Source organism: Mesorhizobium sp. BAC0120 (genome assembly GCF_033542235.1).
GTDB lineage: Bacteria > Pseudomonadota > Alphaproteobacteria > Rhizobiales > Rhizobiaceae > JAWRCU01.
In genome coordinates, this window is sequence record NZ_JAWRCU010000001.1 from 436537 (window position 1) to 461705 (window position 25169).

A 25169-nucleotide genomic window follows, 5' to 3' on the forward strand; every position below is an offset into this window, starting at 1 on the left:
GCCCCGAAGGGACATAGCCCTTTGCAGAATGAGCAGCGCAGCCATCCTCAGCTCGCCCTCTGCAGCCCTTTGAACAGGAAGGGCTTGCTCGTCCGGTAGTCGTAGTCCGGATTCTCCCAGGCGATCATCTTGCCGGGGTTAAGCAGTCCTCGCGGGTCGACCTCGCGCTTGAAGGCGAGCTGCACCTCGTCAGTCTGCTTCATGCCGCCTTCTTCGAGCGTGTAGCGGTGCGGGTTGAAGATCCAGCAGCCATTGTCCTCATGAATACGGATGATCTCGTCGAGCCGCTCCTCGGTCGTGTAACGCACCAGCGGCAGGCCGGCTGTGCCGATCGCTCCGTCGAATCGGATATATTCGACATGCCCCGGCAGCTCATCGCCGAAGCGCTTCGCCATCGCCATGATGTAGTCGACGTGATCGGGAGACGGATAGCGCACCTGCAGATAGGTAATGGTCGGGTCGACGCGCAGTGCACGAAGTGTCGTGTGGTTCCAGGCGAGCTCGTACGCCGGCGGCAGCCCCTTCAGATCGGGTTCCTTATCGGCGCGGAAGACGATCTCGCCTTTGCTTCGCGAGGTGAAGGCGAGGAAGGCGTCGATCGCGTGCGGGGCGATCATGCACACCACGATGCTCTGCTCGCGGCGGAAATACTTCTGGTGCCGCTTGAAATAGTCGTAAGGAATCGGCGCGGCGATAGGTGTGATGAGCTTGGCGAGGATGCCGTCCTGGACGGCCAGGTCGTTTCCGAAACGAACGGCTTCCTCGAAACCATCGAAGCCGACAATGACATCGACCCAGTCATAGGAGGCCGTCAGCGGCATTTCGACTTCGGTGATGATGCCGTTGGTGCCGTAGGCGTGCATGACCTTCAGCACGTCCTCGCCGGTAAGCTCCATCACCTTGGGCTCGGCTTCCATAGTGACGATCCTGAGCCGAATGACGTTGCCAAGGTCGCGCAGGCCACCCCAGCGGATCGAGCCCACACCGCCCGAACCGCCGGCGACGAAGCCGCCGATCGAGGCAGTGTTATAGGTCGAGGGCGACATCCTGAGCTCCTGGCCCGAATGCGCGCGCGTCTCGCGGTCAATCTGGGCAAGCACTGCCCCGGCCTGCGCAACGACCCGGCCCGGCCTGATCGACTTGACGGCGTTCATCTCGGCGAGCGACAGCACCACGCCGCCAGACAGCGGCATCGCCTGGCCGTAATTTCCCGTTCCCGTGCCGCGCGGTGTCACCGGCACGCCGTGCCGGTGACACGCAGCGAGCACGCGGATCACTTCCTCGTCGCTCTTCGGAGAGACGATCGCATCACCCTTCACATGGTCGAGCTGGCGCTTCAGGATCGGGCTGTACCAATAGAAGTCGCGGCTCTTCTGCTGAACGATCGCCGGATGGTCCTCGAGCTTGATTCCGTCCAGGTCGCGCTTCAGGCCGGAAATATCCATCATTACCCCATCAAATCATCAAGTTCGGCGTAGTCCGGGATTGCCCGTTCGATCGCCTTGCCGTCGCGCACCACGATCCGGTCCTGTTCCGGACGCGACAGCAGTTCGGTCCAGCTCCGGCCTTTGAAAATCACCAGGTCGGCAGAACCGCCGGCGACCAATCTTCCGGCGTCCTGTAACCGAATGATGTCGGCGGGTGTTGCGGCAACCGCCTTCGGCCATTCGCCGACCGGATGGTCGAAATGCAGGATGCGCGTCGCCATGCGGTAGACTTCCAGCATGTCGAGGTCGCCGTAGGCGTAGAACGGGTCGCGAGTATTATCGGAGGCCACCGCGACCGGAATGCCGCGCGCCTGCATCTCGTGCACCAGTGTGACACCGCGCCAGCGCGGGGTCGTGCCGTCGTGACGCCGGTCCTGCAGGTAAAGGTTGCACATCGGCAGAGAGACGACCGCAAGGCCGGCGCGCGCGACCAGATCGAGCGTCTGCAGCACCTCGCTGTCGGGCTGGCGGGCAAGCGAGCAGCAGTGGCCGACGAGGATCTTGCCCTGGAATCTGTGGCGAAGCGCAGCCTCGGCGATCTTTCTGAGCGACATCGCGCCAATGTCGGCCGTCTCGTCGGCATGAAAGTCGAGATCGAGGCCGAGCTCGACGGCATGCACGAACAGGCCGTCGAGGAGCTCGTCGAGATCCGGCACCATATAGGTGACGGCGCCAAGCACGCCGCCCGCGTCAGCGACGCGTCTCACAAGCGATTCGAGCCAGACCGCATCGCGTCCGGCGTCGATGCCGTACAGGCAGGCGGCCTGCAATTCGATGCGCCCCTGCCAGCGGGCCCGCATCTCCTGGAATACGGGCCAGGAGGTCGCCTCTTGCGGGGCAACGGAGTCGAGATGCGTCCTGATCGCCTTGGTGCCATGGGCGTAAGCCGAGCGCAGCGCGAAATCCATGCGGCGGGCAACGTCGACGGCGTTCCAATTATGCACGCGGTCTTCGCCCGTGGCGGCGAGCGCGCCCGGGAACGAGCCGTCCGGATTGCGTTTGCGCGGCCAGATATGCCCCTTGTCGATATGCGTATGGCAATCGACGAAGGCCGGCAACACGATGCGACCGGCAAGGTCCAGGGCGTCGGATGGCCGTGGGCCGTGGCGCCGGGCAATCGCCGTGATCTTGCCGTCCGCGATCGCGATATCGGCGAGCGTGAAGCCATCCTCGTCGAAACCGTCGGCAAGGTCCGGGGTCAGCGATCGATGTACGCGGGCGTTGGCGAGGGTGTAGGGGCCGGAGGGGGGGATGACGATGTTTGTGGTCATGCGCGTCGCCCAAAAGCGGATATGTCGCGTTCCTTCGCGCCCCCCTCTGTCCTGCCGGACATCTCCCCCACAAGGGGGGAGATTGGACGGCCGCTTGGGTTTCGCCAATCGCCAACGTGGGAGACTGGCGAAACCCAAGGTGACAGCCAATCTCCCCCCTTGTGGGGGAGATGTCCGGCAGGACAGAGGGGGGCAACGAAGGGCACCGCCCTCGCGGCAATATTCGTCGAGCTCTTCGCCACTACCGCTCCTGCTTCAGCGCGCTCTCATGCCAGCGCCTCAGGATCAGATGCGAGATCAGGCTCAGCACCAGAAAGATCACGATGCCGGTGATGGAGATCAGGATCAGTGCCGCAAAAAGCCGTGGCGCATTGAGCCGATAGCCGGCCTCGATGATGCGCGAAGCCAGGCCTGACGACTGCCCTTGCGCGCCGGCGACGAACTCAGCGACCACTGCGCCGATCAGCGAGAGCCCGCCCGCGATCTTCAGTCCGCCCAGGAAGTAGGGCATCGCCGCGGGCAGCCTCAGATGCCAGAGCTGCTGCCAGCGGCTTGCCTTATTGAGTTTGAAGAGATCCAGCAGGTTGCGGTCGACGGAATTCAGGCCGAGCGTCGTGTTGGAGAGGATCGGAAAGAAGGCGACGATCCACGCGCACAGCAGAAGCTTCGCCGTCTGGTTGTTCACATAGATGTTGATCAGCGGGAAGATTGCGACGATCGGCGTGACCTGCAGCACGATCGCGAAGGGAAAGAACGACATCTCCACCCATTTCGACTGGGCAAACAGCACGGCCAGCCCCACCCCGCCGATCACGGCAAGCAGCAAGCCGAGGAAGGTGATGCGTAGCGTGAAGAGCAGCGAGCCGAAGAGCAGCGCCGCGTCAGTCCAAAGCGTTTGCAGCACGACGCCCGGCCGCGGCAATATGTATTGCGGGATCTCGTTCCAGACGCAGACGCGATCCCATAGTCCGATCGCCGCGATCATGATCAGCATCGGCAATACCCATTTGCCGATGCGCTCGATCCGCTCGGCCCGCATGCGGCGGGCTTCTTCCGGGTCGAGTATGGCTGCCGGAGCCCTTTCCTCAACGGCTGCCATTGCTTACGCCCGAAGTTGCGCTGATTGCATGCATCAGCACGTCCGATGTCTTGCGGCAGAGCGCGGCATATTCCGGCGAAGTGCGGAAGGCCTCGTCGCGCGGATAGGACGCATCGACCACGACCTCTTCATAAACCCGGCCGGGTCGTGCGGCCATGACGACGATGCGGTTCGACAGGAACACGCTCTCGAACACGCTGTGCGTGACGAAGATCACGGTGAAGCGCTGTTCCTGCCAGAGCTCGAGAAGATCGTCGTTGAGCTTGAAGCGGGTGATCTCGTCGAGCGCGGCGAAGGGCTCGTCCATCAGGAGCACACGCGGCCTGGTTACCAGTCCCCGGGCGATCGAAACGCGCATCTTCATGCCGCCCGACAGCTCGCGCGGCACGGCGTTTTCGAAGCCGGTGAGATGAACACGCTCGAGGAGCTCGCTCACCGCGGCCGCCGCCTCCTTGCGAGAGATACCTCTGAGCCTGAGCGGCAGCCAGACATTGTCGAACACGCTCGCCCAGGGCAGCAGCGTCGGCTCCTGGAACACAAAGCCGATGTGGTCGTCTCCGAGCGGCCTGTTCCATTCGAGCATGCCCAAAGTCGGTATCGACAGGCCGGCGATCAATCTCAATGCCGTCGATTTACCGCAACCAGACGGCCCAAGAAGGCTGACGAAATCGCCTTGCCGGATCGTCATGTTGACGCGATCGAGCGCGGTGACGCCGTTGGAGAACGTCTTGCCGACATCGCGCAGCCTCAGGAGAGCCTGCCCGACCCCGTCGTTCCGCTCCGGCATCAGCGTGTTGGTCTGCTGAAGCACGGACAAACTATCTTATTTCTTCAGCTCCAGCCCGACGCCTTTGTTCACGAAGTCGAGCGTATAGGCTTTCTTGATGTCGATGCCGGCCGGCACCACCTTGGCCCTCACCATCTTGTCGTAGAAATCCTGGATGCGCGCGTCGGTCATGGCGCCGATGCCCAGCTTCTCCGTGTCGCCGGAATCGGCGATCCCATAATCCTTGAGCTGCTTGATCGAGAAGGCAATCTGCTCGTCGGTCATGTCGGGATTGTCCTTCTTGATCAGCTCGTTGGCGGCCTTGTTGTCGCCGTAGAGGTAATTGTACCAGCCCTTGGCCGAGCCTTCGACGAAGCACTTCACCACCTCGGGCCGCTTGTCGATCGTGTCCTGCATGGTCTCGATCGTCGTCGCATAGGTGCTGAAGCCGTTATCGGCGAGCAGGAACACGTTCGGCTTGAAGCCGCCCTGCTTCTCGACGGCAAAGGGCTCCGACGTGACATAGCCCTGCTGGATCGACTTCTTGTTCGCAATGAAAGGAGCCGGGTTGAACGTATAGGGCACGCGCTTGGAGACGTCGAAGCCGTGGTCGGCAGCGAGCCACAGCAGAAAGGTCTGCGCGCCCTCGTCGCCGACGATGTATTGCTCCGCATTCTTCAAATCCTCGAACTTGTCGAGCCCCTCGCCGGGGTGAGACAAGAGCACCTGCGGCTCCTTCTGGAAATCGGCAGCGACGACCTTCATCGGGATATTCTGCTGCACGGCGTCGAAGGCAGAGAGCAGATTGCCGCCCATGTAGAAGTCGATCTTACCGGCAAGCAGCATTGGCCGGCCGGATACCTGCGGGCCGCCCTGCATGATGGTGACGTCGAGGCCGCAGGCGGCATAGGTGCCGTCAGCCACCGCCTGATAGTAGCCGCCGTGCTCCGGCTCGGCGAGCCAGTTGGTTCCGAACGTGACCTTCTCATTGGCCGAAGCCACCGAGGCCGTGCCCGCGATGAGTGCCGCGACGGCCGCAGAAATGCTGAATTGCCTGATCATGACCACCACCCTCTTTTTGCCGGGCACATCGTACCTCGGGCGTCCGAAACCAAGAGGACGAGAAGCAAGACGCGTGCCATGGGCCTACACGCCTTTCGCCTCATCTCGCTCGTCATTCAGCTGCGGATCGGCTACCCGGCCCTGCCGCTACCTGCCGCATCGTGCCTATTTTTTAAACGCAAGTCCATCGTGATTGGAATCGGCGCACAGCGGTCATGAAGAGACCGCTAGCGAGCAATTAAGCAGGTTCCGCAAAAGTGTCCCACGGTTTTGCGTTGAGTACCTGCGGCAAGCAGAGGACCCTAAGCAGGCATTCGTTGGACAGCGCACGAATGCCTGCTTAGGGTGCTGCGGCAAGATGGAGAATACGGTGCTCAACTATCTAACGCCGAAGTCGATCAAGCCGCCTTTTGCGCGCTACAGCCACGGGGTCGAGGTGCCGCCAGGCAAGCGGCTAGTGTTGTGCTCTGGCCAGCTCGGCATCGGGTCCGACGACGTCGTGCCGGAGGACGCCGGCGCGCAGGCCGAGCTGTGCTTCAGGAATATTGCCGTCATCCTCGGCGAGGCAGGCCTGGGGCTTCAGGACATCATTCGGATCAATGCATACGTCACGGACCGAGCCTATCTAAGGGCCTATATGGATGTGCGCGATCGGCTGTTCTCCGAACCGGCTCCTGCCTCAACCCTGATGATCGTCTCGGGCTTTGCCCGGCCGGAGTTCAAGGTCGAAGTGGAAGTGACGGCCGCGGGAGAGACAGCATGACGGCAAGACGCGTCTGGTGGGGCGACTACAAGACCACCGAATATGCCTCGATCGACCCTGAGGCGACGATCGCCGTGCTGCCGATTGCCGCGATCGAACAGCATGGACCGCATCTACCCGTCTCGACCGACACGTCGATCATGCAAGGCATGCTGAACGAAGTGACCGAGATCCTCCCCAACGATCTTGATATCCGCATCCTGCCGGTTCAATCGGTCGGCAAATCCAACGAGCACCTGCATGCGCCGGGCACCATCACTCTCCCCGCGGCGACTCTGATCGAAGCCTGGACAGAACTGGGCGCCTCGGTGGCGCGCGCCGGTCTGCGCAAGATCGTCTTCGTCAATTCGCATGGCGGCAACGAGGAGATCATGGGCATCGTCACGCGCGAGCTGCGTGTCCGTCACGGAATGCTGGCGGTGAAGACGAGCTGGCAGCGCTTCGGTCGGCCGGCCGGCATGTATACGGAGCTGGAGGATCGCCACGGCATCCATGGCGGCGATGTCGAGACATCGCTGATGCTGCATTTCCGTCCGGACCTTGTCGACATGACGAAGGCCCGGAATTTCGTCTCGGCCGTGGCGCGCGCCGAAAAGGATTTCGAGCTGCTTCGCCATACCGGCACACATGCCTTCGCCTGGATCGCAAGCGATCTCAACCCGCAAGGTGTAGTTGGCGATGCGAGCATTGCGACCGCCGAGAAAGGCCGCCTCACCGCGCGCCTTCAGGCGGAAGGCTTCATCAAGCTGCTTAGGGACGTGCGAAAGGCGCAGCTCGCGGATTATCTGAGCTAACTTTTTCCGTCAGCCGTCGATCTGCAGCGCGAACGGAACGCCTTCGGCGGCTTCCACGCCCCGGCCGATCGACTCGATTGCCGCAATCATGCGGCCCTGTCGCCCGAGCAGCCGATCGGCAATCGACACGAGCCTGATGTTCGGGGTCGCCGACGGCGAAACCCGGCGCAAGGTCGCAGCAAGCTCGGCCTCGTCGCGCTGCGGAGCAAGCGCGGCGGCGACCGTGTAGGCCGCGGCGGTCGAGCGGCTGATGCCGGCAAAGCAGTGAATCAGAAGCGGTGCCCTGCGGTTCCAGTTATGCGCGAAGTCGAGCAGCGCTTCGACATGCGCATCGCCCGGCGGCGTCATGTCAGGCAGCTCCTCGATGATGTCGTGCATTGCGAGGAACAGGTGGTCCGCTTCGGCAAGCCCTGTCGGCCGCAGCACCTGCGTGCCGGCGGTGATCAGTGTCACCATTCGGTTCGCGCCGGTTCTCGCGGCTGTTTCCTCGATTTTCGAAAGCGGGCAAACATAGATCATGGCGCCTCATCCCGCTTTTCGCGCCATTCCGTCAAGGCCTTATCAAGGCGTCCCCGTTCGACCTCTCCAGCCGGAAGGCCGAAACGCAGGCAGTTCGGCAAGCGCTCGAATCGCCTGACGAGGATGCCCTCGGCCCCAAGTCGGTGGAAAATGAGTGCGGCATCCTGGTGCTCGACGAATCGGAAGAGCGGCGTGCCGCCGTTGACGGTGATTCCGTGGCGGGCGAGCAGCGCATCGAGCAGCGCTGCTTCCTGTTCCAGGAGTTTCTGCATAGCCGAGCGCCAACCCTGATCGGCAAGCGCCTTGAGGCCATATTCGAGCGCGGGACCCGATACCGCCCATGGCCCAAGCTCCCCTTCGAGCCTTTGAACGATCGGCCATGATGCCAGGGCGAAGCCCAGCCTGAGGCCGGCGAGACCGAAGAACTTGCCGAAGGATTTCAGAACGATGAGTCCGTCCTGGTCGGCGTCGCCGGCCAGGCTGGCGCCGGCCGGTCCGACATCCATGAAGGCCTCGTCGACGACGAGCAGCCCGTCTCTCCCCCGCAGGGTTGCGGCAAGCTCCAGAAGGAGGCCGGGTTCGAGAACGCGGCCGTCGGGATTGTTCGGATTGACGACGACCGCGAGATCGGCAGCCGAGAGATCCTCGATGCGGCTGGTCTCAACAACCTGGTGCCCGGCGAGCGCGGCCGCACGCGCATGCTCGGCATAGGTGGGGCCGAGGATCACGGCCCGGCCGGGATCCGCCAGCCGCATCGCGAGGGGTAGCAGGATCTGCGTCCCCGGCGCCGCGACTATATTTGCGCCAGAAGGCGCGCCATAGGCCTGCGCCGCGACGGCGCAGAGCTCGGCGATACGTGACCGCTCGGGCAGCAGCGTCAACGCCGCTTGCGGCAAATCGAAAAACGGATAGGAGTGCGGGTTGATCCCGGTCGAAAGATCGATCCACGGCTCCGGCGCGCCGGGAAACAGCTGGCGCGCGTTCGCAAGGCTGCCGCCGTGATCGAGCACTGGCTGATCTAATATTGTTCGACGGAGCCTCGCTTCAGGGCGCGCCATGGCCTTTCCTCTCGCTTTCCTGTCGCTTCTGCTGGAACTCGCGTTCGGCTATCCAGACCGGCTGTTCAAGGCGATTGGTCATCCCGTCACGTGGATCGGCAGTCTGATCTCGCTGCTCGACCGGAGGCTGAATAGCCAATTCGATTCGCCGAGGCTGCGACAAACAATGGGCATGCTCGCATTGGCGATCCTGCTCGTTGCGGCGATTGTACCTGCATTGCTTATCGAGAGCATTTTCAGCCTGATCCCCTTCGGCATCATCGCAACGGCCATCCCGGCGAGCAGCCTGCTTGCCCAAAAGAGCCTCGCCGAGCATGTCGGAAGGGTCGCTACGGGGCTTGAGACCGGCGGACTTGCGCAAGGCCGCAAGGCGGTTTCGATGATCGTCGGCCGCGATCCGGAACGTCTCGACGAAGCCGGCGTTTCGCGCGCGGCGATCGAAAGCCTTGCCGAGAACTTCTCCGATGGCGTGGTGGCGCCAGCCTTCTGGCTGGCGATCGGCGGCCTCGCCGGGGGCGTGGCCTACAAGGCCGTGAATACGGCCGACTCCATGATCGGCCACAAAACGCCTCGCCACCAGGCCTTCGGTTGGGCCGCAGCCCGCCTCGACGACCTGATCAACCTTCCCGCCTCGCGGCTTGCCGCACTGCTCATCATTGCAGCGGCTTTCATCGTGCCCGGCGCCTCTCCGGGCAGAGCCTGGAAATCGGTCCTGCGCGATGCGTCGAAGCACCGGTCGCCTAATGCCGGCTGGCCGGAGGCGGCGATGGCCGGCGCGCTCGGCCTGTCGCTCGCAGGCCCGCGCTATTACGGCGGCGTGCTCGTGGGCGATGCCGAGATGGGCGCCGGAGGTCGGCGCGCAGCGACTGCAGCGGACATCCGCAGGGCGCTGAAACTCTATCATGCGGCCGACCTGCTGCTGGGTGCCGTGATCGGGATTGTCGCTGCGGCCGTCATTCTGCAAGGGCAATGATCCGGTCGAGATCGACATATTTCTCAAGATGCACCGCCAGCTTGTCGAGCGTCTCATCCACGCCTGCCTCGTAGTCGAAGCCGCCGCTCATAGCACCTAGCCGCTCGAGCCATGCCGCACGCTGGCGGTCGTCGGCGAACAGGCCGTGCACATAGGTGCCGGCAACCTTCCCGTCCGCTGAAACTGCGCCCTCCGGCGTGCCGTCCGCGAGTTCCGCGAAGGGCCGCGCCCGGTCAGGTCCGTCGGTCGCACCCATATGCATTTCGTAGCCCAGAAAGGGCGTGCCGTCGGCGGTGGTTCCGGTCACCGCAACGAGGCGCTTCTCCGCGGTCAGCCGCGTCTCGACATCGAGCAGCGCCAGCCCGTCCACACTCCCGGCCGGTCCCTCGATCCCGTCCGGATCGTTCAGCCGCCGCCCGAGCATCTGATAGCCGCCACAGAGCCCCAGAACGAGCCCGCCGCGTCGACGATGCGCGGCGATATCGATGTCCAGGCCCGTCTTGCGTAGCGCCGAAAGGTCGGCGATCGTCGATTTCGAGCCGAGCAGGATGACGAGGTCCGCGTCGCCGGGAATGACCGAGCCCGGCATTACTTTGACGACCTCCACCTCGGGCTCCGCTTCGAGCGGATCGAGGTCGTCGAAATTCGAGACATGCGGCAGGATCGGTACCGCGACTTTGACCTTCGCTTCCTTTGGCCGTCGCTTGTCCTTCGCCATCAGGCCGAGCGCATCTTCGGCGGGCAGGCTGTGTGCCTCCGCAAAATGCGGAACCAGCCCGAGCGTCTCCCAACCCGTCGCCTTGGCGATCATCGCCATGCCGTCTTGAAACAGCGCGGGGTCGCCGCGGAATTTGTTGACGAGAAAGCCGCGCACCATGCCCGCATCATCGGAGGTGAGCACGGCCTTGGTGCCGACGAGACTCGCGATCACGCCGCCGCGGTCGATGTCGCCGATGACGACGACCGGAACCTGTGCTGCTCGGGCAAATCCCATATTGGCGATGTCGTTCTCGCGCAGATTGACCTCCGAGGCACTGCCTGCCCCTTCGACCAGCACGAGGTCGGCCTCGCGCCTGAGCGCCGCGAAACTGTCGAGCACGGCCGGCATCAGCGTCGCCTTGATGGACTGATACTCGGCGGCCCGGGCCGCACCGAAAACCCTCCCCTGCACCACGACCTGCGCGCCGACCTCACTCTGTGGCTTCAGTAGGACGGGATTCATATGGACGCTCGGCGCCACGCGCGCAGCGCGCGCCTGCAAGGCCTGCGCACGGCCGATCTCGCCGCCGTCGATGGTGACCGCAGCATTGTTCGACATGTTCTGCGGCTTGAAGGGCCGTACCTTGAGCCCGCGATTGGTGAGCGCCCGCACCAGCCCTGCGACGATCAGCGACTTGCCGACATCCGAGCCGGTGCCCTGGAACATGATGGCGCGGGCGGTCATGGGAGGGGTACCGCAACGTTAGGTTCGGAACGGTCGGCGCCCTGTCGCGCCCCCCTCTGTCCTGCCGGACATCTCCCCCACAAGGGGGGAGATTGGCCTTCATATTTGACAGCATCTAGTTCTGTGTTGGCGATTGGCGAAACCAAGGCGGCCGTCCAATCTCCCCCCTTGCGGGGGAGATGTCCGGCAGGACAGAGGGGGGCAAGGTAGAGCGCCAACATCACAGGCTCAGAACTCTATCCCCTTCTGCGCCTTCACGCCCGCAGCGAAGTGATGCTTCACAAGCGCCATCTCCGTAACCAGATCCGCAGCCTCGATCAGCTGCGGTTTGGCGTTGCGGCCGGTGACGACGACGTGCAGGTCCTCACGCCGGGCCTGCAGCGCCGCTACGACTTCGGCAAGGTCGAGATAATCATAGCGGAGCGCGATGTTGAGCTCGTCGAGGATCACGAGCCCGATCGACGGATCGGCCATCAGTTCCCTGGCCTTCGCCCAGGCACGCTCCGCAGCGGCAATGTCGCGCGCCTTGTCCTGCGTCTCCCAGGTGAAGCCTTCTCCCATCGCATGCCATTCGATGCGGTCGCCGAAGACGGCGAAGGCATCTTTCTCCCCGGTATGCCAGGCGCCCTTGACGAACTGGACGACGCCCACTCGGCGGCCATGGCCGAGCATCCTCAATGCCAGGCCGAAGGCAGCGGTCGACTTGCCCTTGCCCGGCCCGGTGTTGACGATCAACAGTCCCTTCTCGATCGTCTTCGAGGCCACCTCGGCATCCTGCACGGCTTTGCGCTTTTCCATCTTGGCGCGATGCCGCTCGGCTTCCTTCCGATCAATTTCAGCCATCTCATTTCACCTGCATCGGAAGTCCGGCGACCGTGAGGATCACGTGATCCGCCACCGCCGCTACCCGCTGGTTGAGCCGACCCGCCTCGTCGCGGAAGCGGCGCGCCAGCGCATTGTCGGGGACGATGCCCAAGCCGACCTCGTTGGAAACCACGAACCACGCTCCCCTGGGCTTCGTCAGCACCTCGAGGAGCCGCCGGCACTCGGCTTCGAGATCATGGCCTGCCAGCATATGGTTCGTCAGCCATAACGTCAGGCAGTCGACCAGCACAGGCGCTCCCTCGGTAATGCCTTCGAGTGCCCCGGCCAGGTCGAGCGGCGCATCCAGCGTCCGCCACCGTTCATCGCGACGGGTCTGATGCATGGCGATCCGCTCGCGCATCTCGTCGTCATAGGCCTCGGCCGTCGCGATATAGGTCCACGGCGGCTCAAGCTCGGCGACCAGCCTTTCGGCATGCGCGCTCTTACCCGAGCGCGCACCGCCGATGATGAGCGTCAGGCCAGGCTCAGGCAAAGCTCGAGCGCAGGTCCTCGCCGCTCATGAAGCGTGAGCGCAACGCCCCTGCTGCCATGCCGAGAACGACCCAGAACACCAGGTTGGTGACCGTCACTGCCACCACGAACTGATGGTGCAGCCCCTCCGGGATCGGCGTCTCGAAATCGGCCGGCTGCGGCGCGCCGATGATATGCGGGACGACAATCAACGCGACGCCTAGAGCCGCGAGGGGCAGCGCGCGCCGGAACGCGATCAGCGTCAGCCCGGCCGCCGTTGCCGCAGCGGTTCCCCACCACCAGACCTGGCGTGCGGCGAGATCCGCGGCGGGCATTGCGGGCAGTTCAGGTGGCAGGCCAAGCCCCGGCGCCAGCGTAAAGACGGCAAAACCGGCAAGGCCCCAGAGCAGCCCCTGACGCCAGCTGGCGAGCCCGCCGGCGAACTCAGAGGCGACGACCAGGATCAGCGCGAAGCCGATTCCCGTGACGATGTTGGCAAGCGCTGTGAAGGAATAGCGCTCGAAGCCGTCAGCCGGCTCCCAGGCGCCTTCCCCATGTTCGTGCGCGGGCGCGGCGGCTTCCGACGCCATAGCCGTGGTGGACATGTCGGCGGCACCGGCATGCTGATCAGCCGGGAACGCGGCATGGTCATGGCCGCTCACATCTGCGGCCTGCTCATAATCCTCAGCCTGGAGGATGAGCGGCACAGTCGAGAACATCTGCAGCGCGGTCATCACGACCGCAGCCACAAGCCCCGCCAGCGCCGCCACGAAGACGACGTTGCGAAAGACAGACATGGTTTCAGGCTTTCGTCAGTGGCAGGGGAATGACATCGAATGGCGATAGTCGTGCGCCGCATTGTGAACGGCGTCGATATGCGAGAAGCCGACGAAGCCGACCACGAACAGGCCGAGCAGTCCGGCGAGCGCCAGCTGCATAAGACGCGATTGCCGGCTGACCGATGCGCCGAGGGAAGCAGAAGCAGTAGTCATTGTCCCATCCTTTTCGCCCTCCACCCGAGGGCTCTCGAGAGAAGCATGCCGGCGGCAGGTCTCCTGGCTCGCGACTCGATGCTCGCCTTTACCTTCCCAGGCCAAAAGGCCCAGTGGCATTCGGGGCGAACTTGTCGCTCACAGTTGCGGGGGCAGCCGCGGCTTCAGGCGAAAAACCCTCACCGCATTCCCTCTTGGCTCCCTTACGGGAACCGCCGACGACGAGACCATAGACGAATTTGCCTCGACGGCAAATCGAATTTCGGACATGGACGGTCGCAAAAGGAGCAGACGCCCGCGTCGTTGACAGCGATCATCGCGGCAGCATAAATGCCAAAGTGACGGTCCCTCCCTTGCAAGGGGAAGGGCTAAGAGGGAATGCGGTGCGGGGCGAAAAGGCCCCAACTCCGCGGCTGTCCCCGCAACTGTAAGCGGTGAGCCGAGCGCCGATGGCCACTGGGCGGCAAGCCCGGGAAGGCGGCGCAAGGGCAATGACCTGCGAGCCAGGAGACCTGCCGTCGCGAACGTCTTCCTCGAAGCCTGGCGGGTGTTCCCGGGCGTGGAGATCAGGGTTGGAATTCGAGCGCGATATCCCCGATCAGAGCGCGGCACCTGATGCCTTTCGACCGGCCAAACCGTCGGGCGAAGTCGCTATCCTGATCTGTCGCACCTGCCGCGATTCGTCGGGGTCCGACGCATCGCCCCGCCCCGGCCAAATCCTCGCTGCCGCCACGCAGCGGGCGGCGGCCCAACATGATATCCCGGTCGTTGAGATCGAATGCCTGGGCAACTGCAAGCGCCGCCTTTCAGCAGCGCTGATAAAGGAAGGCGCCTGGAGCTATGTCTTCGGCGACCTCACCGTCGACTGCGCCGCCGACCTCGTCGAGGGCGCCCGCCTCTTCGCTACCTCGACTGACGGCCTGCTGCCCTGGCGCGGCCGGCCGGAAAGCCTGAAGCGCGGGCTGGTTGCCCGCATCCCTCCCCTCAGCATCATCGGAACCAATTCATGACAGCATCGCTCGAACGCGTCCCCTGCACCGTCGTCACCGGCTTTCTCGGCGCCGGCAAGACGACGCTGATCCGCAACATCCTCGAGAACGCAGGCGGCAAGAGGCTGGCGATCATCGTCAATGAGTTCGGCGATGTCGGGATCGACGGCGAGATCCTGAAGGGCTGCGGCGTCGATGCCTGTCCGGAGGAGAATGTGGTGGAGCTGGCGAATGGCTGCATCTGCTGCACCGTGGCCGACGATTTCGTGCCGGCGCTCGACACCATCCTGTCACGGGCGCCGAAGGTGGACCACATCCTCATCGAGACCTCGGGCCTCGCCCTGCCGAAGCCTCTCGTGCAGGCCTTCCAGTGGCCGTCGGTAAAGGGCCGCGTGACAGTCGACGGCGTCATCGCCGTGGTCGACGGCGCGGCGCTGGCCGACGGTAAGGTCGCCTCCGATCTGGACGCGCTTGCGGCGCAGCGCATCGACGATTCCTCGCTCGACCATGACGATCCGGTCGAAGAGGTGTTCGAGGACCAGGTCGCCTGCGCCGATCTCGTGATTCTGTCGAAGAGCGACCTGATCGACGCCGAAGGCGCTGCACGCGCCAATGCCATCGTCGGCGAGCACCTGGCGCGCGCCGTGAAAATCGTGCCATCCACGCATGGCAAGGTCGATCCATCGATCCTGCTCGGCCTGGGCCTGGCGGTCGAGGACGAGATCGACGCGCGCAAGACGCATCATGACGACGAACTCGACCACGAGCATGACGAGTTCGACAGCTTCGTCGTGGAGATCCCGGCGGTTCCCGACCCGGCAAAGCTCGCCGAGCGCGTCCGCGAAGCGGCCGAAAGAGAGAACGTGCTGCGGGTCAAAGGCTTCGTCGAGGTCGGCGGCAAGCCGATGCGACTGCTCGTGCAGGCCGTCGGCCCACGCGTCAGCCACTATTACGACCGCGCCTGGACTGCCGCCGACGAACGTCGCAGCCGGCTGGTCGTGATCGGCCTCAAAGGCATCGACCGCAGCGCGATCGAAAAGATACTGGCGGGCTGACGATGCACCTTCTCGCCACCACGTCGGCGTCTCTGGAAGATCTGGCCGAGCCGGTCGATCTGAACCAGACGCCTGCCGACATGGTGGCGCTGTCCTTCACCGACAGCGACCTTGCAGCGCTCGCCGCTGCCTGGAAGGCGGAAGCCGGCGCGGTGCCCGAAATGCGGCTCGCGTCACTGCGCGACCTGCGGCATCCGATGTCGGTGGACCTTTGGATCGACAAGGTCGCCCGGCATGCACGGGTGGTCCTGGTCCGCATCCTCGGTGGCTATGAATGGTGGCGTTACGGCTGCGACCAACTCGCGGCGGCAGCGCGCGAACACGATTTCGCGCTGGCGCTGTTGCCCGGCGAGAGCCATGAGCGAGACGGGCGATTGATCGAGCTCTCGACGCTCTGCGAGACGGAACTCGATGCGCTGCTCGCCTGCTTCCGCGAGGGCGGGCCTGCGAATATGCGGCTCGCCATACGGCGCATGGCGCGCCTTACCGGCTGTGACGTCTATGTCAGCAAAGCCGAGCCGCTGCCGAAAGTCGGTTTTTATGATCCGTCGACCGGCAAAACGCGAGCGCACTACGCTGATCCGGCAAGCATCCCCGGCGCCGCGCCCGTCGTTCCCATTCTCTTCTACCGCTCGATGCTGCTCGCCGCCGATGTGGCACCGATCGACGCTTTGGCCGAGGCGCTCGGTCACTATGGCATTGCTGCGGCGCCAGTCTTCGTGTCGAGTCTCAAGGACGCGGCCGTTGTCACCTTCGTTGAGGAGGCGGCAGCGGCGCTGTCGCCTGCCGCAATCGTGACGGCCACTGCCTTTGCGAGCGGGGCCGAGCCTGGCGCCGATACGTTGTTCGACCGTATCGGGGTGCCGGTATTCCAGGCCTTCGCGGCGACGACCCGGCATGAGGCATGGCAGGATGGCCAGCGCGGTCTCGCACCTGCTGATCTTGCCATGCATGTCGTGCTGCCGGAGCTCGACGGCCGCATCCAGGCCGGCGCGCTGGGCTTCAAAGCCGAGCGCGAAGCTGACGACGCGCTCGCCTTCCGCGGCTTCCTCAATCGCCCGGAGCCGGACCGGATCGCGCAGGTCGCCGCCCGAATCGCGGCGATGATCCGCTTACAACGCACGCCGCCGGCAGGGCGCCGCATCGCGATCCTGATGCCGGACTATCCCGGCGCTGCGGGCCGCACCGGCTATGCCGTCGGCCTCGATGTACCCACGAGCGTGCTTGCCATGCTGCATGACCTGAAGGACGCCGGCTATGCCGTTGAAGGGATTCCGGATTCGCCGCGGGCGTTGCTGGATCTGCTGGAGCGCGCGGGAGAAGGGCTGGGCGTCGAGGAATATGTGGGACTGGCTCAGACGCTGCCGGTCGAGGCTATGGCTGCGGTTGAGGCGGCGTGGGGGGCGGGTTCAGATTGCGTCGAGGAAATGCCTGAGGCGCGGCGCTCTACGTTGCCCCCCTCTGTCCTGCCGGACATCTCCCCCACAAGGGGGGAGATTGGCAGCTTCGAGGAAACCGCCTCTCCTGCTACGTCGAAGATTGGCGAAACCAACGCGGCCGTCGCAATCTCCCCCCTCGTGGGGGAGATGTCCGGCAGGACAGAGGGGGGCGCCGAAGGGCGGCAGCTTCACCGAAAAATCGCCTTCCGAGCCGCGCACTTCGGCAACATCACCGTCGCCCTCGCCCCCGACCGCGGCCGCACCGAGGATCGCCGCGCCGACTATCACGACCCCAAGCTGCCGCCCCGCCATGAGTTGATCGCCTTCGGCCTCTGGCTGCGCGAAACGCTGGGCTGTCATGCGCTGGTCCATGTCGGCGCGCATGGCACGCTGGAATGGCTGCCCGGCAAGACGGTGGCGTTGAGCCAAAACTGCTTCCCGGAGATCGTCACCGGGCCGCTGCCGGTTGTCTACCCCTTCATCGTCAGCAATCCCGGTGAGGCCGCGCAAGCCAAACGCCGCATTGCCGCAGCTACGATCGGTCACCTGCCTCCGCCGCTCACCGGCGCAGGACTCGACGAAAACCAGCAGAAGCTCGAGCGGCTGGTCGACGAGTATGCGCAGGCGGATGGCCTCGACCGCCGCCGTCGTGACCGGCTCGCGAAACTGATCGTCGAGACGGCCCACGAGACGGGACTCGCTGGCGAGGCTGGCGTCGACAGCGATGACGACCCTGATTCCGCCTTGCTCAGCATCGACGCCTGGCTCTGCGACCTCAAGGATTTCGCCATCAAGGACGGGCTGCACGTCTTCGGCCGTGCTGCACCCGGCGAGCCCGAGACGCTGAGGCTGAAGAGCGCCGAGGCCGAGAGGACTGCTCTGCTTGCCGCGCTCGACGGCCGCCATGTCGCCGCTGGGCCGGCGGGCGCGCCGGCGCGCGGCCGTGGCGACGTGCTGCCGACCGGCCGCAACCTCTTCACAGCCGATCCGCGCACCATGCCCACCCCGACCGCCTGCGACCTTGGCAAGGCGGCTGCGGACGAGGTGCTGCGCCGCTATGCCCAGGATCATGGCGACTGGCCGCGCTCGCTAGTGATCGATCTCTGGGGCAGCGCGAGCCTGCGGACCGGCGGTGAGGAGATCGCGCAAGGGCTGGCCCTGATGGGCTGCCGCCCGCAATGGGATGCCGCGACGGGCCGTGTCACCGGCATCGAGGTCCTTCCGCCCGCCGTGCTTGGCCGGCCGCGCATCGACGTTACATTCCGCATCTCCGGTCTGTTCCGCGACATGTTCCCGGCACAGATCGCACTGATCGATGCCGCTGTCCAAGCTGTCGCCTCACGCGACGAGGCCGATGGCGAGAATCCGCTTGCCGAGGCCTTCCGTCATGCAGGCAAGGCACCGCGCCGCGTGTTCGGCACCTCGCCCGGCACTTACGGGGCAGGCATCGAGGAACTGCTTTCGAGCGGCAGATGGGGCGAGCGCGAAGAGATCGGCCGCGCCTTCATGGAGGCGACCTCTCACAGCTTCGGCGGCACGGACGGCGACGGCGAAGCGGCGCCGGGCGCCTTTGCCGAACGGCTGTCCCAGGCCGAGCTGCTGATCCACAGCGGCGACGACCCCGGCCGCGACATACTCGAGGGTTCGGCCGATGTCGCCTTCATCGGCGGCTTTGCCGCAGCCCTTGCCGCGCTTGGCCGCAGCGCCGACCTGATTGCGCTCGACACGACCGATCCAGCTCGCCCACGCGCGCGCTCGGTCGTCGAGGCTGTCGCGCGGGCGGTCCGGGCGCGCGCCGTCAACCCGCGCTTCATCGAGGGCCAGATGCGGCACGGACCGCGCGGCGCGGCCGAATTCGCGGAGACTGTCGACCGGCTTGTCGGTTTTGCTGAGACGACCGGCGCAATTCCGGGCGCGCTGATCGAGGCCGTGCACGACGCCTATTTGGGCGACGCGAAGGTACGTGAATTCATGCTGCGCGAGAACCCGGCCGCGGCCCGCTCGATAGCCGAGCGGCTCGCGGCGGCGCGCCGGCGCGGCCTCTGGCACCCGCTGCGCAATTCGATCGACGACGACCTTGCCGCCCTGATCGCCGAGGCACGCTCTCAGGAGATCGCCGCATGAACGCGCTACTCCGCCGAGGTCTTTGCCCGACGCTTGCTGCGCCGATGCAGACCGGCGATGGGTTGCTGACACGTCTTAATCCTGTCGCTTCAGGATTGTCGCCCAAGGCATTGATCGCATTATCTGAAGCGGCGCAGCGCCACGGCAACGGTATCACCGAGGTCACGGCGCGCGGGAGCCTGCAGATCAGGGGGCTGACGGCGAAGTCGGCCGCACAACTGGCAGCCGAGGTCGACGCGCTCGGCATCGAAGTGCGTGGCGGTGTTCCGGTCGAGACGGGCCCGCTCGCCGGGCTCGACCCAGAGGAGATCGCCGATCCGCGCCCGCTCGCGGCGCGCATTCGTGCCGGGATTGCGGGGGCGGGTCTCGAAGCTCGGCTTGGGCCGAAAGTGTCGGTCGTGGTGGATGGCGGCGGGCGGTCTGGCTTGGATGAGGTGGCGGGCGACGTTCGGTTGACGAGATGCGGCGTCGCCTGGGAACTTGCCGTGGCCGGGGATGCGGCTACGGCAACTCATCTCGGCGAGTTTGAGCAAGATACTGCATGCGACGCGGCGCTGGCGATCCTCAGTGAGATTGCGGCACTTGGCCGAGAAGGCCGGGCGCGAAACTTATCGCCTGAAATCCTGAGAGAGATCATTGTCAAAGTTCGGCGCTCTACGGCGCCCCCCTCTGTCCTGCCGGACATCTCCCCCACAAGGGGGGAGATTGCGCTGTCATCGAGGATTTTGCCAATCGCCAACGCTGCAGGAGATGCGGCTTCCTCAAAGCGGCCGATCTCCCCCCCTGTGGGGGAGATGTCCGGCAGGACAGAGGGGGGCGCCGTAGAGCGGAAGCATCGCAATCATTATGTGGCGCCAGCCGGCATACTTGCGCTGACGAACGGCCAATTTGCCCTCCCAGCGGCCCTTCCCTTCGGCCATCTGCACGCCGCGCAACTGATCGCCTTCATCACGAGGGCCGAATCCCTCGGCGCTACCGAAATCCGCCTCGCACCCCGACGCACCCTCATCCTGCTCTGCCCCTCGGAATCCTCGGCTAACGCCATCCGCGACGCAGCAAGGCAAGCCACCCTCATCATCGACCCCGGCGACCCGCGCTCTCGCATGGCCGCCTGCCCCGGCGCGCCCGCCTGTGCTTCGGGTCATATTCCGGCGCGCGCGATCGCGGCAGATGTCGCCCCAGCCTTGCCATCCGGTTTCGACCTGCACGTCTCCGGCTGCGCAAAACGCTGTGCCAGGCCAGGCCATGCCGGTCTCACTCTGCTCGGCCTTGACGACGGCGCCGGCCTGGTGGTCGAAGCCTGGGGAAAGCAACCGATCGCCAGCGTCGCAAAGAAAGATACCGTGGCCGCATTCCGGCGCGTCGCTGCGCTCATTGCAGCCGAAAGACAGTCCCGCGAGGGCGAAACCGCCTGCCTGAACCGCCTCGGTGCGAGCCGGCTGGCGAACGCGTTTGTCGGCTCGGAAGCCGATGCATTTGTAACCAAGGAGCCTGTGGAAACCCGCCGATGACCGCATATGAGTATATCAAGGACGGCACGGCGATATATGAGCGCTCCTTCGCCATCATCCGCGCAGAGGCGGATCTGTCGCGCTTCTCGCCCGAAGAAGCAGATATCGCCATCCGCATGATTCACGCCTGCGGCCAGGTCGAGGCAACGAAGAATTTCGTCTTTTCAGGAGACTTCGTCGCGGCGGCGCGCGAGGCGCTCGCAGCCGGCGCGCCGATCTTCTGCGATGCCGAGATGGTCGCGCATGGCGTCACCCGCGCGCGGCTGCCAGCTGGCAACGATGTGATCTGCGCGCTGCGCGACCCGCGCACGGCATCGATTGCGGCACGGATCGGCAACACGCGCTCGGCCGCGGCGATCGAGCTCTGGGGCGAGCGGCTCGAGGGTGCGCTGGTCGCGATCGGCAATGCGCCCACCGCATTGTTCTATCTCCTGGAAAAGATTGCAGCCAGCGGCCCGAAGCCGGCCGCGATCATCGGCATGCCGGTCGGCTTCGTAGGTGCGGCCGAATCGAAGGATGCGCTGGCGGAAAGCGCCCTTGGCATTCCTTTCGCGATCGTGCGCGGGCGGCTCGGCGGCAGCGCGATGACCGCCGCCTGCATCAATGCGCTTGCGAGGGCAGGCATATGACCGCGGTCGGCCATCTCTACGGCGTGGGCACCGGTCCCGGCGACCCTGAACTGCTGACGCTGAAGGCTGTGCGCGCGCTGGAAAAGGCGGACGTGCTCGCCCATTTCGCCAAGCGCGGCAATGGCAGCAATGCGCGCAGGATCATCGAAGCATATGTGCGGCCGGGCTGGATCGAATTGCCGCTGCTCTATCCGGTGACGACGGAAATCGACAAGGAACACAACGACTACCGAGTGCTGCTGACGAATTTCTACGAGGAATCCGTCGCCAGGATTGCCGAGCACCTCCAAGCGGGCCGCAACGTTGCCGTGCTGTCGGAAGGCGATCCGCTTTTCTACGGCTCCTACATGCATCTGCATGTGAGGCTCGCCCCTCGTTTCCCGACCGAGGTGATCCCCGGCGTCACCGCCATGTCCGGATGCTGGTCGGCGACAGGCCAGCCGATCGTTCAGGGCGACGACGTGTTGTCGGTGCTGCCGGGCACAATGAGCGAAGAAGAGCTGACGCGGCGGCTCGCGGATACGGATGCCGCGGTCATCATGAAGGTTGGCCGCAACCTGCCGAAAATTCGTCGGGCGCTGGAGACGGCAGGCCGGCTCGGCTCGGCGATTTATGTCGAGCGCGGCACAATGCAGAACGCGGCTTCGATGCCGCTCGCCGACAAGCGGTACGATGACGCGCCCTATTTCGCTCTGGTGCTGGTGCCCGGCTGGGAGGATCGGCCATGACCGGCCGCCTGACCGTCATCGGCCTCGGGCCCGGCAGCGCCAGCCAGGTGACCCCGGAGGCCGCTTCCGCCGTGCGGGCCGCGCGGGAATTCTACGGCTATAAGCCTTATCTCGACCGGCTCGATCTTGCAGACGGACAGATCCGCCATGCATCGGACAATCGCGAGGAGATCTCGCGGGCTGAGGCCGCATTGGCACGCGCCGCGGAAGGGATCGATGTGGCGGTGGTCTCGGGCGGCGATCCCGGCGTCTTCGCCATGGCCGCGGCGGTCTGCGAAGCGATCGAGGCCGGGCCGGACAAATGGCGCGAGATCGAGCTCACCATCATTCCCGGCGTGACGGCGATGCTGGCGGTCGCTGCGCGCATCGGCGCGCCGCTCGGGCACGATTTCTGCGCGATCTCGCTCTCCGACAATCTGAAGCCATGGGAGCTGATCGAGCGGCGGCTCGATGCGGCCTCGAAGGCGGGATTCGTGATTGCGCTTTATAACCCGATCAGCAAGGCACGGCCGTGGCAGCTCGGCAAGGCGTTCGAGCTGCTGCGCGGGAACCTGCCGGCATCGACGCCGGTGATTTTCGGGCGAGCTGCCGGCAGGACCGACGAGCGTATCGAGATTTTTTCGCTCGGCGAGGCTGACGCGGGCAAGGCCGACATGGCGACCTGCGTGATCATCGGCTCGCCCGAAACGCGCCTCCTCCGACGAAAGGGCAGCCAACCACTGGTCTACACGCCGCGCTACGCCACGGAGGCAAGCCGCTGATGCGCAAGCGAGACGGCATCCCTTACGGTCTCGACTGTTTCCACGTCCTGGCGTTCAGGCCGGCGGATCAGAACGACCTCAACGCCGAGCTCGCGCGCCGCGACGATCTTGGCGTAGGTCGCCGCGCCGCCGCTGTTCTTGGCAAGCACCACGTCGATCTTCTCGCCTGCAAGCAGCGTTCGTTCCTCCGCGAGGGCGAAGGGGCCGCGTGCTTGGATGTAGCGAGCATCCGGCACGGCGAGCGGCGGATCGATGGGATCGACGCTGCGCACGATATAGGAGTGGTGCGGCGCGCCCGAGAGCGGCGCCAGTTCCTGTCGGCCGAGCGTCACGAACACCCGGCGCGTGTTCGCTCCGAGCTTGTAGACCGCATCGGCCACCGAGCCGGCTTCGATCCAGCGGTCGCCCTCGGTCTGCCGCCAGGCGGGCCTCGATACTGCGAAGAACTCGACTCCGGTTTCAAGCGCTGCCAGCGCCGCGTGCCTCGACATCTGTGCCGCGAAGGGGTGCGTTGCATCGATCAAAAGGTCGATCTTGCGTTCATCGATATATTCCGCAAGTCCGCCCGGGCCGCCAAATCCGCCGATCCTCAGCGGCACGGGATAGCCTATCGGATCGCGCGTGCGGCCGGCGAGCGACAGCACCACCTCGATATTGCGCTTCGCCGAAAGGTGGCCGGCAAGCTCGCGCGACTCAGTCGTGCCGCCGAGGATCAAAACGCGGTGATTCATCATGGCCTCTGAATTGCGGCTCGAAACTGCTTCGCGCCGTCCATGGCTGTCGATCGTCGGCATCGGCGAGGACGGCGTCGCCGGTCTGGGCAGCGAAGCCCAGCGCCGCGTTTCCGAGGCCGAATTCGTTTTCGGCGGAAAGAGACATCTGGCGCTTGCGGCATCTCTTATCAAGGGCGAAGCACGACCGTGGCCATCGCCTTTCGACACTGCCTTGGGCGACCTTGTCGCTTTGTCGGGCCGCAGGACCTGCGTTCTGGCGTCGGGCGACCCTTTCCTGCACGGTGTCGGCGCGACGATTGCACGCAGGATTGCAGCGGAGGAGATCCATGTCATTCCGGCGCCGTCTGCTTTCAGCCTGGCAGCGGCCCGGCTCGGCTGGCCGCTCGCCGAGGTCGAAGCGGTTTCGCTGCATGGCAAGCCGATCGAACTGATTCGACCCTTGCTCCACCCTTCCCGGCGGGTGATAGCGCTGACCTCGGACGAGAGCGGACCACAGGCGATCGCCGCGCTGCTTTCCGAAAACGGCTTCGGGCTTTCGATGCTGACCGTCCTCGAAGCGCTGGGCGGGGAGCGCGAGCGTATCCGCTCGACAAGGGCGAACCGGTTCGCGCTTGACGATGTAGCCCCGCTCAATGTCGTGGCGGTCGAGGTGGTGGCCGGACCGGGCGCGCGCGTGCTGCCGCTCGCGCACGGCCTCTCCGACGATCTGTTCGAGCATGACGGCCAGATCACCAAGCGCGAGATCCGCGCTCTGACGCTTTCGGCGCTTGCGCCACGCCGCGGGGAACTTCTGTGGGACATCGGCGCCGGCGCCGGCTCGGTCGCCATCGAATGGATGCTTGCTGCCCCCTCGGCGAACGCGATCGCGATCGAGGCGAATACGGAACGCGCGGCGCGGATCAGGCGAAATGCGCTCTCGCTCGGCGTGCCCGGCCTGACCGTGGTCGTGGGCTCGGCGCCTGCGGCGCTTTCCGGATTGGCCCGGCCCAATGCGATCTTCATCGGCGGAGGCGGCAGCGATGAGGGCGTGCTCGACACTGCAACAGACGTGCTGCCCTCCGGCGGGCGGCTGGTCGCCAACGCGGTGACGATCGAGATGGAGACGCTCCTGCTCGGCCGCCACGCCAGTCTCGGCGGTGATCTCACCCGCATTGCCATATGGCGCGCGGCGCCCATCGGCTCGATGCAGGGCTGGCGGCCGGCGATGCCGGTCACACAATGGTCATGGGTTAAGCCATGATCGTGGCGGGCATTGGCAGCCGCAAGGGCGTGGCGACCGAAGACGTGCTCGCTGCGATCGACGCGGCGCTTGCGGCACATGGGCTGGTGCGCAGCAGGCTGGACCGGCTTGCGACGGCGCCGCTCAAGGCCGATGAGCCTGCGCTGCATGGCGCCGCGAATGCGCTCGGTCTCGAACTAGTCGTCGTGCAGGATGCGAAGCTGGCTGAGGTCTCGGATCGGACAATGACACGGTCGGAGGCTTCGCTGGAGAAGGCCGGCACGCCGTCGGTCTCGGAAGCCTCGGCGCTCGCTGCGGCCGGGCCAGGAAGCCAACTGCTCGGGCCGCGTGTGGTTGTGGGAGCAGTGACCTGTGCGATTGCGATTTCGGGAGAGGGTAATCTCCCATGAACAAGCG

General features: G+C 65.3%; 25 protein-coding genes and 2 riboswitches. Of the genes, 12 read left to right on the forward strand and 13 right to left on the reverse strand.

Annotated elements, in window-relative coordinates; all coding sequences use genetic code 11:
• Window positions 1-47 precede the first annotated feature (47 nt).
• The 5 genes from SAZ10_RS02005 to SAZ10_RS02025 all read right to left on the reverse strand — a co-directional run bounded on the left by SAZ10_RS02005 (window position 48) and on the right by SAZ10_RS02025 (window position 5685).
• Entirely contained in the window at window positions 48-1445 is a 1398-nt protein-coding gene (locus SAZ10_RS02005; protein WP_318607775.1) for an FAD-binding oxidoreductase, read from the reverse strand.
• 2 nt (window positions 1446-1447) lie between these two features.
• Window positions 1448-2758, reverse strand: a complete 1311-nt coding sequence (locus SAZ10_RS02010) for a cytosine deaminase (RefSeq protein ID WP_318607481.1) — start codon at window positions 2756-2758, stop codon at window positions 1448-1450.
• A gap of 241 nt (window positions 2759-2999) precedes the next feature.
• Window positions 3000-3857 carry an ABC transporter permease gene (locus SAZ10_RS02015; RefSeq protein WP_318607482.1) on the reverse strand — a complete coding sequence of 286 codons (858 nt, stop codon included), beginning with the start codon at window positions 3855-3857 and terminating at the stop codon, window positions 3000-3002.
• Window positions 3844-4644, reverse strand: a complete 801-nt coding sequence (locus SAZ10_RS02020; protein WP_318607776.1) for an ABC transporter ATP-binding protein — start codon at window positions 4642-4644, stop codon at window positions 3844-3846. Before SAZ10_RS02020 ends, SAZ10_RS02015 begins: the two co-directional genes overlap by 14 nt.
• A 36-nt stretch (window positions 4645-4680) precedes the next feature.
• Window positions 4681-5685: an ABC transporter substrate-binding protein gene (locus tag SAZ10_RS02025; protein WP_318607483.1), complete on the reverse strand. Its 1005-nt coding sequence runs from the start codon at window positions 5683-5685 to the stop codon at window positions 4681-4683.
• A gap of 370 nt (window positions 5686-6055) precedes the next feature.
• On the opposite strand from SAZ10_RS02025, the gene SAZ10_RS02030 reads away from it, so the two are divergent.
• Together SAZ10_RS02030 and SAZ10_RS02035 are read left to right on the forward strand one after the other, a co-directional pair.
• Window positions 6056-6448 (forward strand): RidA family protein, encoded by a 393-nt coding sequence (locus tag SAZ10_RS02030; protein WP_318607484.1) that lies wholly within the window; start codon window positions 6056-6058, stop codon window positions 6446-6448.
• Window positions 6445-7242: a creatininase family protein gene (locus SAZ10_RS02035; protein WP_318607485.1), complete on the forward strand. Its 798-nt coding sequence runs from the start codon at window positions 6445-6447 to the stop codon at window positions 7240-7242. Before SAZ10_RS02030 ends, SAZ10_RS02035 begins: the two co-directional genes overlap by 4 nt.
• A 9-nt stretch (window positions 7243-7251) precedes the next feature.
• Here SAZ10_RS02035 and SAZ10_RS02040 read toward each other — a convergent pair whose 3' ends face one another.
• Both SAZ10_RS02040 and cobD read right to left on the reverse strand, forming a co-directional pair.
• A complete protein-coding gene (locus tag SAZ10_RS02040; protein WP_318607486.1) occupies window positions 7252-7761 on the reverse strand; it encodes a tyrosine phosphatase family protein in 510 nt (169 codons plus the stop codon).
• Complete coding sequence (gene cobD / locus SAZ10_RS02045; protein WP_318607487.1) at window positions 7758-8819, reverse strand: threonine-phosphate decarboxylase CobD; 1062 nt, start codon at window positions 8817-8819, stop codon at window positions 7758-7760. The genes SAZ10_RS02040 and cobD overlap by 4 nt, the downstream gene beginning before the upstream one ends.
• Here cobD and cbiB point away from each other — a divergent pair.
• On the forward strand, window positions 8818-9792 hold the full coding sequence (gene cbiB / locus SAZ10_RS02050; protein WP_318607488.1) for an adenosylcobinamide-phosphate synthase CbiB: 975 nt from the start codon (window positions 8818-8820) through the stop codon (window positions 9790-9792). The genes cobD and cbiB overlap by 2 nt on opposite strands.
• On the opposite strand, the gene SAZ10_RS02055 is transcribed toward cbiB, so the two are convergent.
• From SAZ10_RS02055 to SAZ10_RS02075, 5 genes are all read right to left on the reverse strand, one after another.
• Complete coding sequence (locus SAZ10_RS02055; RefSeq protein WP_318607489.1) at window positions 9773-11236, reverse strand: cobyric acid synthase; 1464 nt, start codon at window positions 11234-11236, stop codon at window positions 9773-9775. The two genes, cbiB and SAZ10_RS02055, sit on opposite strands and share 20 nt — an antisense overlap.
• A gap of 228 nt (window positions 11237-11464) precedes the next feature.
• Window positions 11465-12079, reverse strand: coding sequence for a cob(I)yrinic acid a,c-diamide adenosyltransferase (gene cobO, locus SAZ10_RS02060; protein WP_318607490.1), 615 nt, complete (start codon window positions 12077-12079; stop codon window positions 11465-11467).
• 1 nt (window position 12080) lies between these two features.
• Window positions 12081-12593: a bifunctional adenosylcobinamide kinase/adenosylcobinamide-phosphate guanylyltransferase gene (cobU, locus tag SAZ10_RS02065; protein ID WP_318607491.1), complete on the reverse strand. Its 513-nt coding sequence runs from the start codon at window positions 12591-12593 to the stop codon at window positions 12081-12083.
• Entirely contained in the window at window positions 12586-13368 is a 783-nt protein-coding gene (locus SAZ10_RS02070) for a CbtA family protein (protein ID WP_318607492.1), read from the reverse strand. The genes cobU and SAZ10_RS02070 overlap by 8 nt, the downstream gene beginning before the upstream one ends.
• 15 nt (window positions 13369-13383) lie before the next feature.
• The gene (locus SAZ10_RS02075) at window positions 13384-13563 is read right to left on the reverse strand and encodes a CbtB domain-containing protein (protein WP_318607493.1); all 180 of its coding nucleotides are present in this window, start codon (window positions 13561-13563) and stop codon (window positions 13384-13386) included.
• A gap of 35 nt (window positions 13564-13598) precedes the next feature.
• Window positions 13599-13795, reverse strand: a riboswitch (cobalamin riboswitch).
• 93 nt (window positions 13796-13888) lie between these two features.
• Window positions 13889-14098, forward strand: a riboswitch (cobalamin riboswitch).
• Between the two features lie 55 nt (window positions 14099-14153).
• On the opposite strand from SAZ10_RS02075, the gene SAZ10_RS02080 reads away from it, so the two are divergent.
• Genes SAZ10_RS02080 through SAZ10_RS02110 form a run of 7 tightly spaced genes read left to right on the forward strand, consistent with a single transcriptional unit; the run spans window position 14154 to window position 22799 of the window.
• Window positions 14154-14573: a DUF1636 family protein gene (locus SAZ10_RS02080; protein ID WP_318607777.1), complete on the forward strand. Its 420-nt coding sequence runs from the start codon at window positions 14154-14156 to the stop codon at window positions 14571-14573.
• The gene (cobW, locus tag SAZ10_RS02085; RefSeq protein WP_318607494.1) at window positions 14570-15607 is read left to right on the forward strand and encodes a cobalamin biosynthesis protein CobW; all 1038 of its coding nucleotides are present in this window, start codon (window positions 14570-14572) and stop codon (window positions 15605-15607) included. Before SAZ10_RS02080 ends, cobW begins: the two co-directional genes overlap by 4 nt.
• Window positions 15608-15609: 2 nt before the next feature.
• Window positions 15610-19170 carry a cobaltochelatase subunit CobN gene (gene cobN, locus SAZ10_RS02090; protein ID WP_318607495.1) on the forward strand — a complete coding sequence of 1187 codons (3561 nt, stop codon included), beginning with the start codon at window positions 15610-15612 and terminating at the stop codon, window positions 19168-19170.
• Complete coding sequence (gene cobG, locus SAZ10_RS02095) at window positions 19167-20681, forward strand: precorrin-3B synthase (RefSeq protein ID WP_318607496.1); 1515 nt, start codon at window positions 19167-19169, stop codon at window positions 20679-20681. The genes cobN and cobG overlap by 4 nt, the downstream gene beginning before the upstream one ends.
• Window positions 20678-21310 carry a precorrin-8X methylmutase gene (locus tag SAZ10_RS02100; protein WP_318607497.1) on the forward strand — a complete coding sequence of 211 codons (633 nt, stop codon included), beginning with the start codon at window positions 20678-20680 and terminating at the stop codon, window positions 21308-21310. The genes cobG and SAZ10_RS02100 overlap by 4 nt, the downstream gene beginning before the upstream one ends.
• Entirely contained in the window at window positions 21307-22038 is a 732-nt protein-coding gene (locus SAZ10_RS02105) for a precorrin-2 C(20)-methyltransferase (RefSeq protein ID WP_318607498.1), read from the forward strand. Before SAZ10_RS02100 ends, SAZ10_RS02105 begins: the two co-directional genes overlap by 4 nt.
• Window positions 22035-22799, forward strand: a complete 765-nt coding sequence (locus SAZ10_RS02110; RefSeq protein WP_318607499.1) for a precorrin-3B C(17)-methyltransferase — start codon at window positions 22035-22037, stop codon at window positions 22797-22799. Before SAZ10_RS02105 ends, SAZ10_RS02110 begins: the two co-directional genes overlap by 4 nt.
• On the opposite strand, the gene SAZ10_RS02115 is transcribed toward SAZ10_RS02110, so the two are convergent.
• Entirely contained in the window at window positions 22775-23533 is a 759-nt protein-coding gene (locus tag SAZ10_RS02115) for a cobalt-precorrin-6A reductase (protein ID WP_318607500.1), read from the reverse strand. The two genes, SAZ10_RS02110 and SAZ10_RS02115, sit on opposite strands and share 25 nt — an antisense overlap.
• Here SAZ10_RS02115 and cbiE point away from each other — a divergent pair.
• Together cbiE and SAZ10_RS02125 are read left to right on the forward strand one after the other, a co-directional pair.
• Entirely contained in the window at window positions 23532-24773 is a 1242-nt protein-coding gene (cbiE, locus tag SAZ10_RS02120; protein ID WP_318607501.1) for a precorrin-6y C5,15-methyltransferase (decarboxylating) subunit CbiE, read from the forward strand. The genes SAZ10_RS02115 and cbiE overlap by 2 nt on opposite strands.
• Complete coding sequence (locus SAZ10_RS02125; RefSeq protein WP_318607502.1) at window positions 24770-25162, forward strand: cobalamin biosynthesis protein; 393 nt, start codon at window positions 24770-24772, stop codon at window positions 25160-25162. Before cbiE ends, SAZ10_RS02125 begins: the two co-directional genes overlap by 4 nt.
• The last annotated feature ends 7 nt before the right edge of the window (window positions 25163-25169 follow it).

Coding starts and splice junctions, on each gene's coding strand:
- cbiE (WP_318607501.1), top strand. CDS start 23,532: ATGGCCTCTGAATTGCGGCTCGAAACTGCTTCGCGCCGTCCATGGCTG.
- SAZ10_RS02110 (WP_318607499.1), top strand. CDS start 22,035: ATGACCGGCCGCCTGACCGTCATCGGCCTCGGGCCCGGCAGCGCCAGC.
- SAZ10_RS02075 (WP_318607493.1), bottom strand. CDS start 13,563: ATGACTACTGCTTCTGCTTCCCTCGGCGCATCGGTCAGCCGGCAATCG.
- cobW (WP_318607494.1), top strand. CDS start 14,570: ATGACAGCATCGCTCGAACGCGTCCCCTGCACCGTCGTCACCGGCTTT.
- cobN (WP_318607495.1), top strand. CDS start 15,610: ATGCACCTTCTCGCCACCACGTCGGCGTCTCTGGAAGATCTGGCCGAG.
- cobD (WP_318607487.1), bottom strand. CDS start 8,819: ATGGCGCGCCCTGAAGCGAGGCTCCGTCGAACAATATTAGATCAGCCA.
- SAZ10_RS02070 (WP_318607492.1), bottom strand. CDS start 13,368: ATGTCTGTCTTTCGCAACGTCGTCTTCGTGGCGGCGCTGGCGGGGCTT.
- SAZ10_RS02055 (WP_318607489.1), bottom strand. CDS start 11,236: ATGACCGCCCGCGCCATCATGTTCCAGGGCACCGGCTCGGATGTCGGC.
- cobO (WP_318607490.1), bottom strand. CDS start 12,079: ATGGCTGAAATTGATCGGAAGGAAGCCGAGCGGCATCGCGCCAAGATG.
- SAZ10_RS02100 (WP_318607497.1), top strand. CDS start 20,678: ATGACCGCATATGAGTATATCAAGGACGGCACGGCGATATATGAGCGC.
- SAZ10_RS02115 (WP_318607500.1), bottom strand. CDS start 23,533: ATGATGAATCACCGCGTTTTGATCCTCGGCGGCACGACTGAGTCGCGC.
- SAZ10_RS02035 (WP_318607485.1), top strand. CDS start 6,445: ATGACGGCAAGACGCGTCTGGTGGGGCGACTACAAGACCACCGAATAT.
- SAZ10_RS02125 (WP_318607502.1), top strand. CDS start 24,770: ATGATCGTGGCGGGCATTGGCAGCCGCAAGGGCGTGGCGACCGAAGAC.
- SAZ10_RS02020 (WP_318607776.1), bottom strand. CDS start 4,644: ATGCCGGAGCGGAACGACGGGGTCGGGCAGGCTCTCCTGAGGCTGCGC.
- SAZ10_RS02025 (WP_318607483.1), bottom strand. CDS start 5,685: ATGATCAGGCAATTCAGCATTTCTGCGGCCGTCGCGGCACTCATCGCG.
- cbiB (WP_318607488.1), top strand. CDS start 8,818: ATGGCCTTTCCTCTCGCTTTCCTGTCGCTTCTGCTGGAACTCGCGTTC.
- SAZ10_RS02040 (WP_318607486.1), bottom strand. CDS start 7,761: ATGATCTATGTTTGCCCGCTTTCGAAAATCGAGGAAACAGCCGCGAGA.
- SAZ10_RS02005 (WP_318607775.1), bottom strand. CDS start 1,445: ATGGATATTTCCGGCCTGAAGCGCGACCTGGACGGAATCAAGCTCGAG.
- SAZ10_RS02010 (WP_318607481.1), bottom strand. CDS start 2,758: ATGACCACAAACATCGTCATCCCCCCCTCCGGCCCCTACACCCTCGCC.
- cobG (WP_318607496.1), top strand. CDS start 19,167: ATGAACGCGCTACTCCGCCGAGGTCTTTGCCCGACGCTTGCTGCGCCG.
- SAZ10_RS02105 (WP_318607498.1), top strand. CDS start 21,307: ATGACCGCGGTCGGCCATCTCTACGGCGTGGGCACCGGTCCCGGCGAC.
- SAZ10_RS02015 (WP_318607482.1), bottom strand. CDS start 3,857: ATGGCAGCCGTTGAGGAAAGGGCTCCGGCAGCCATACTCGACCCGGAA.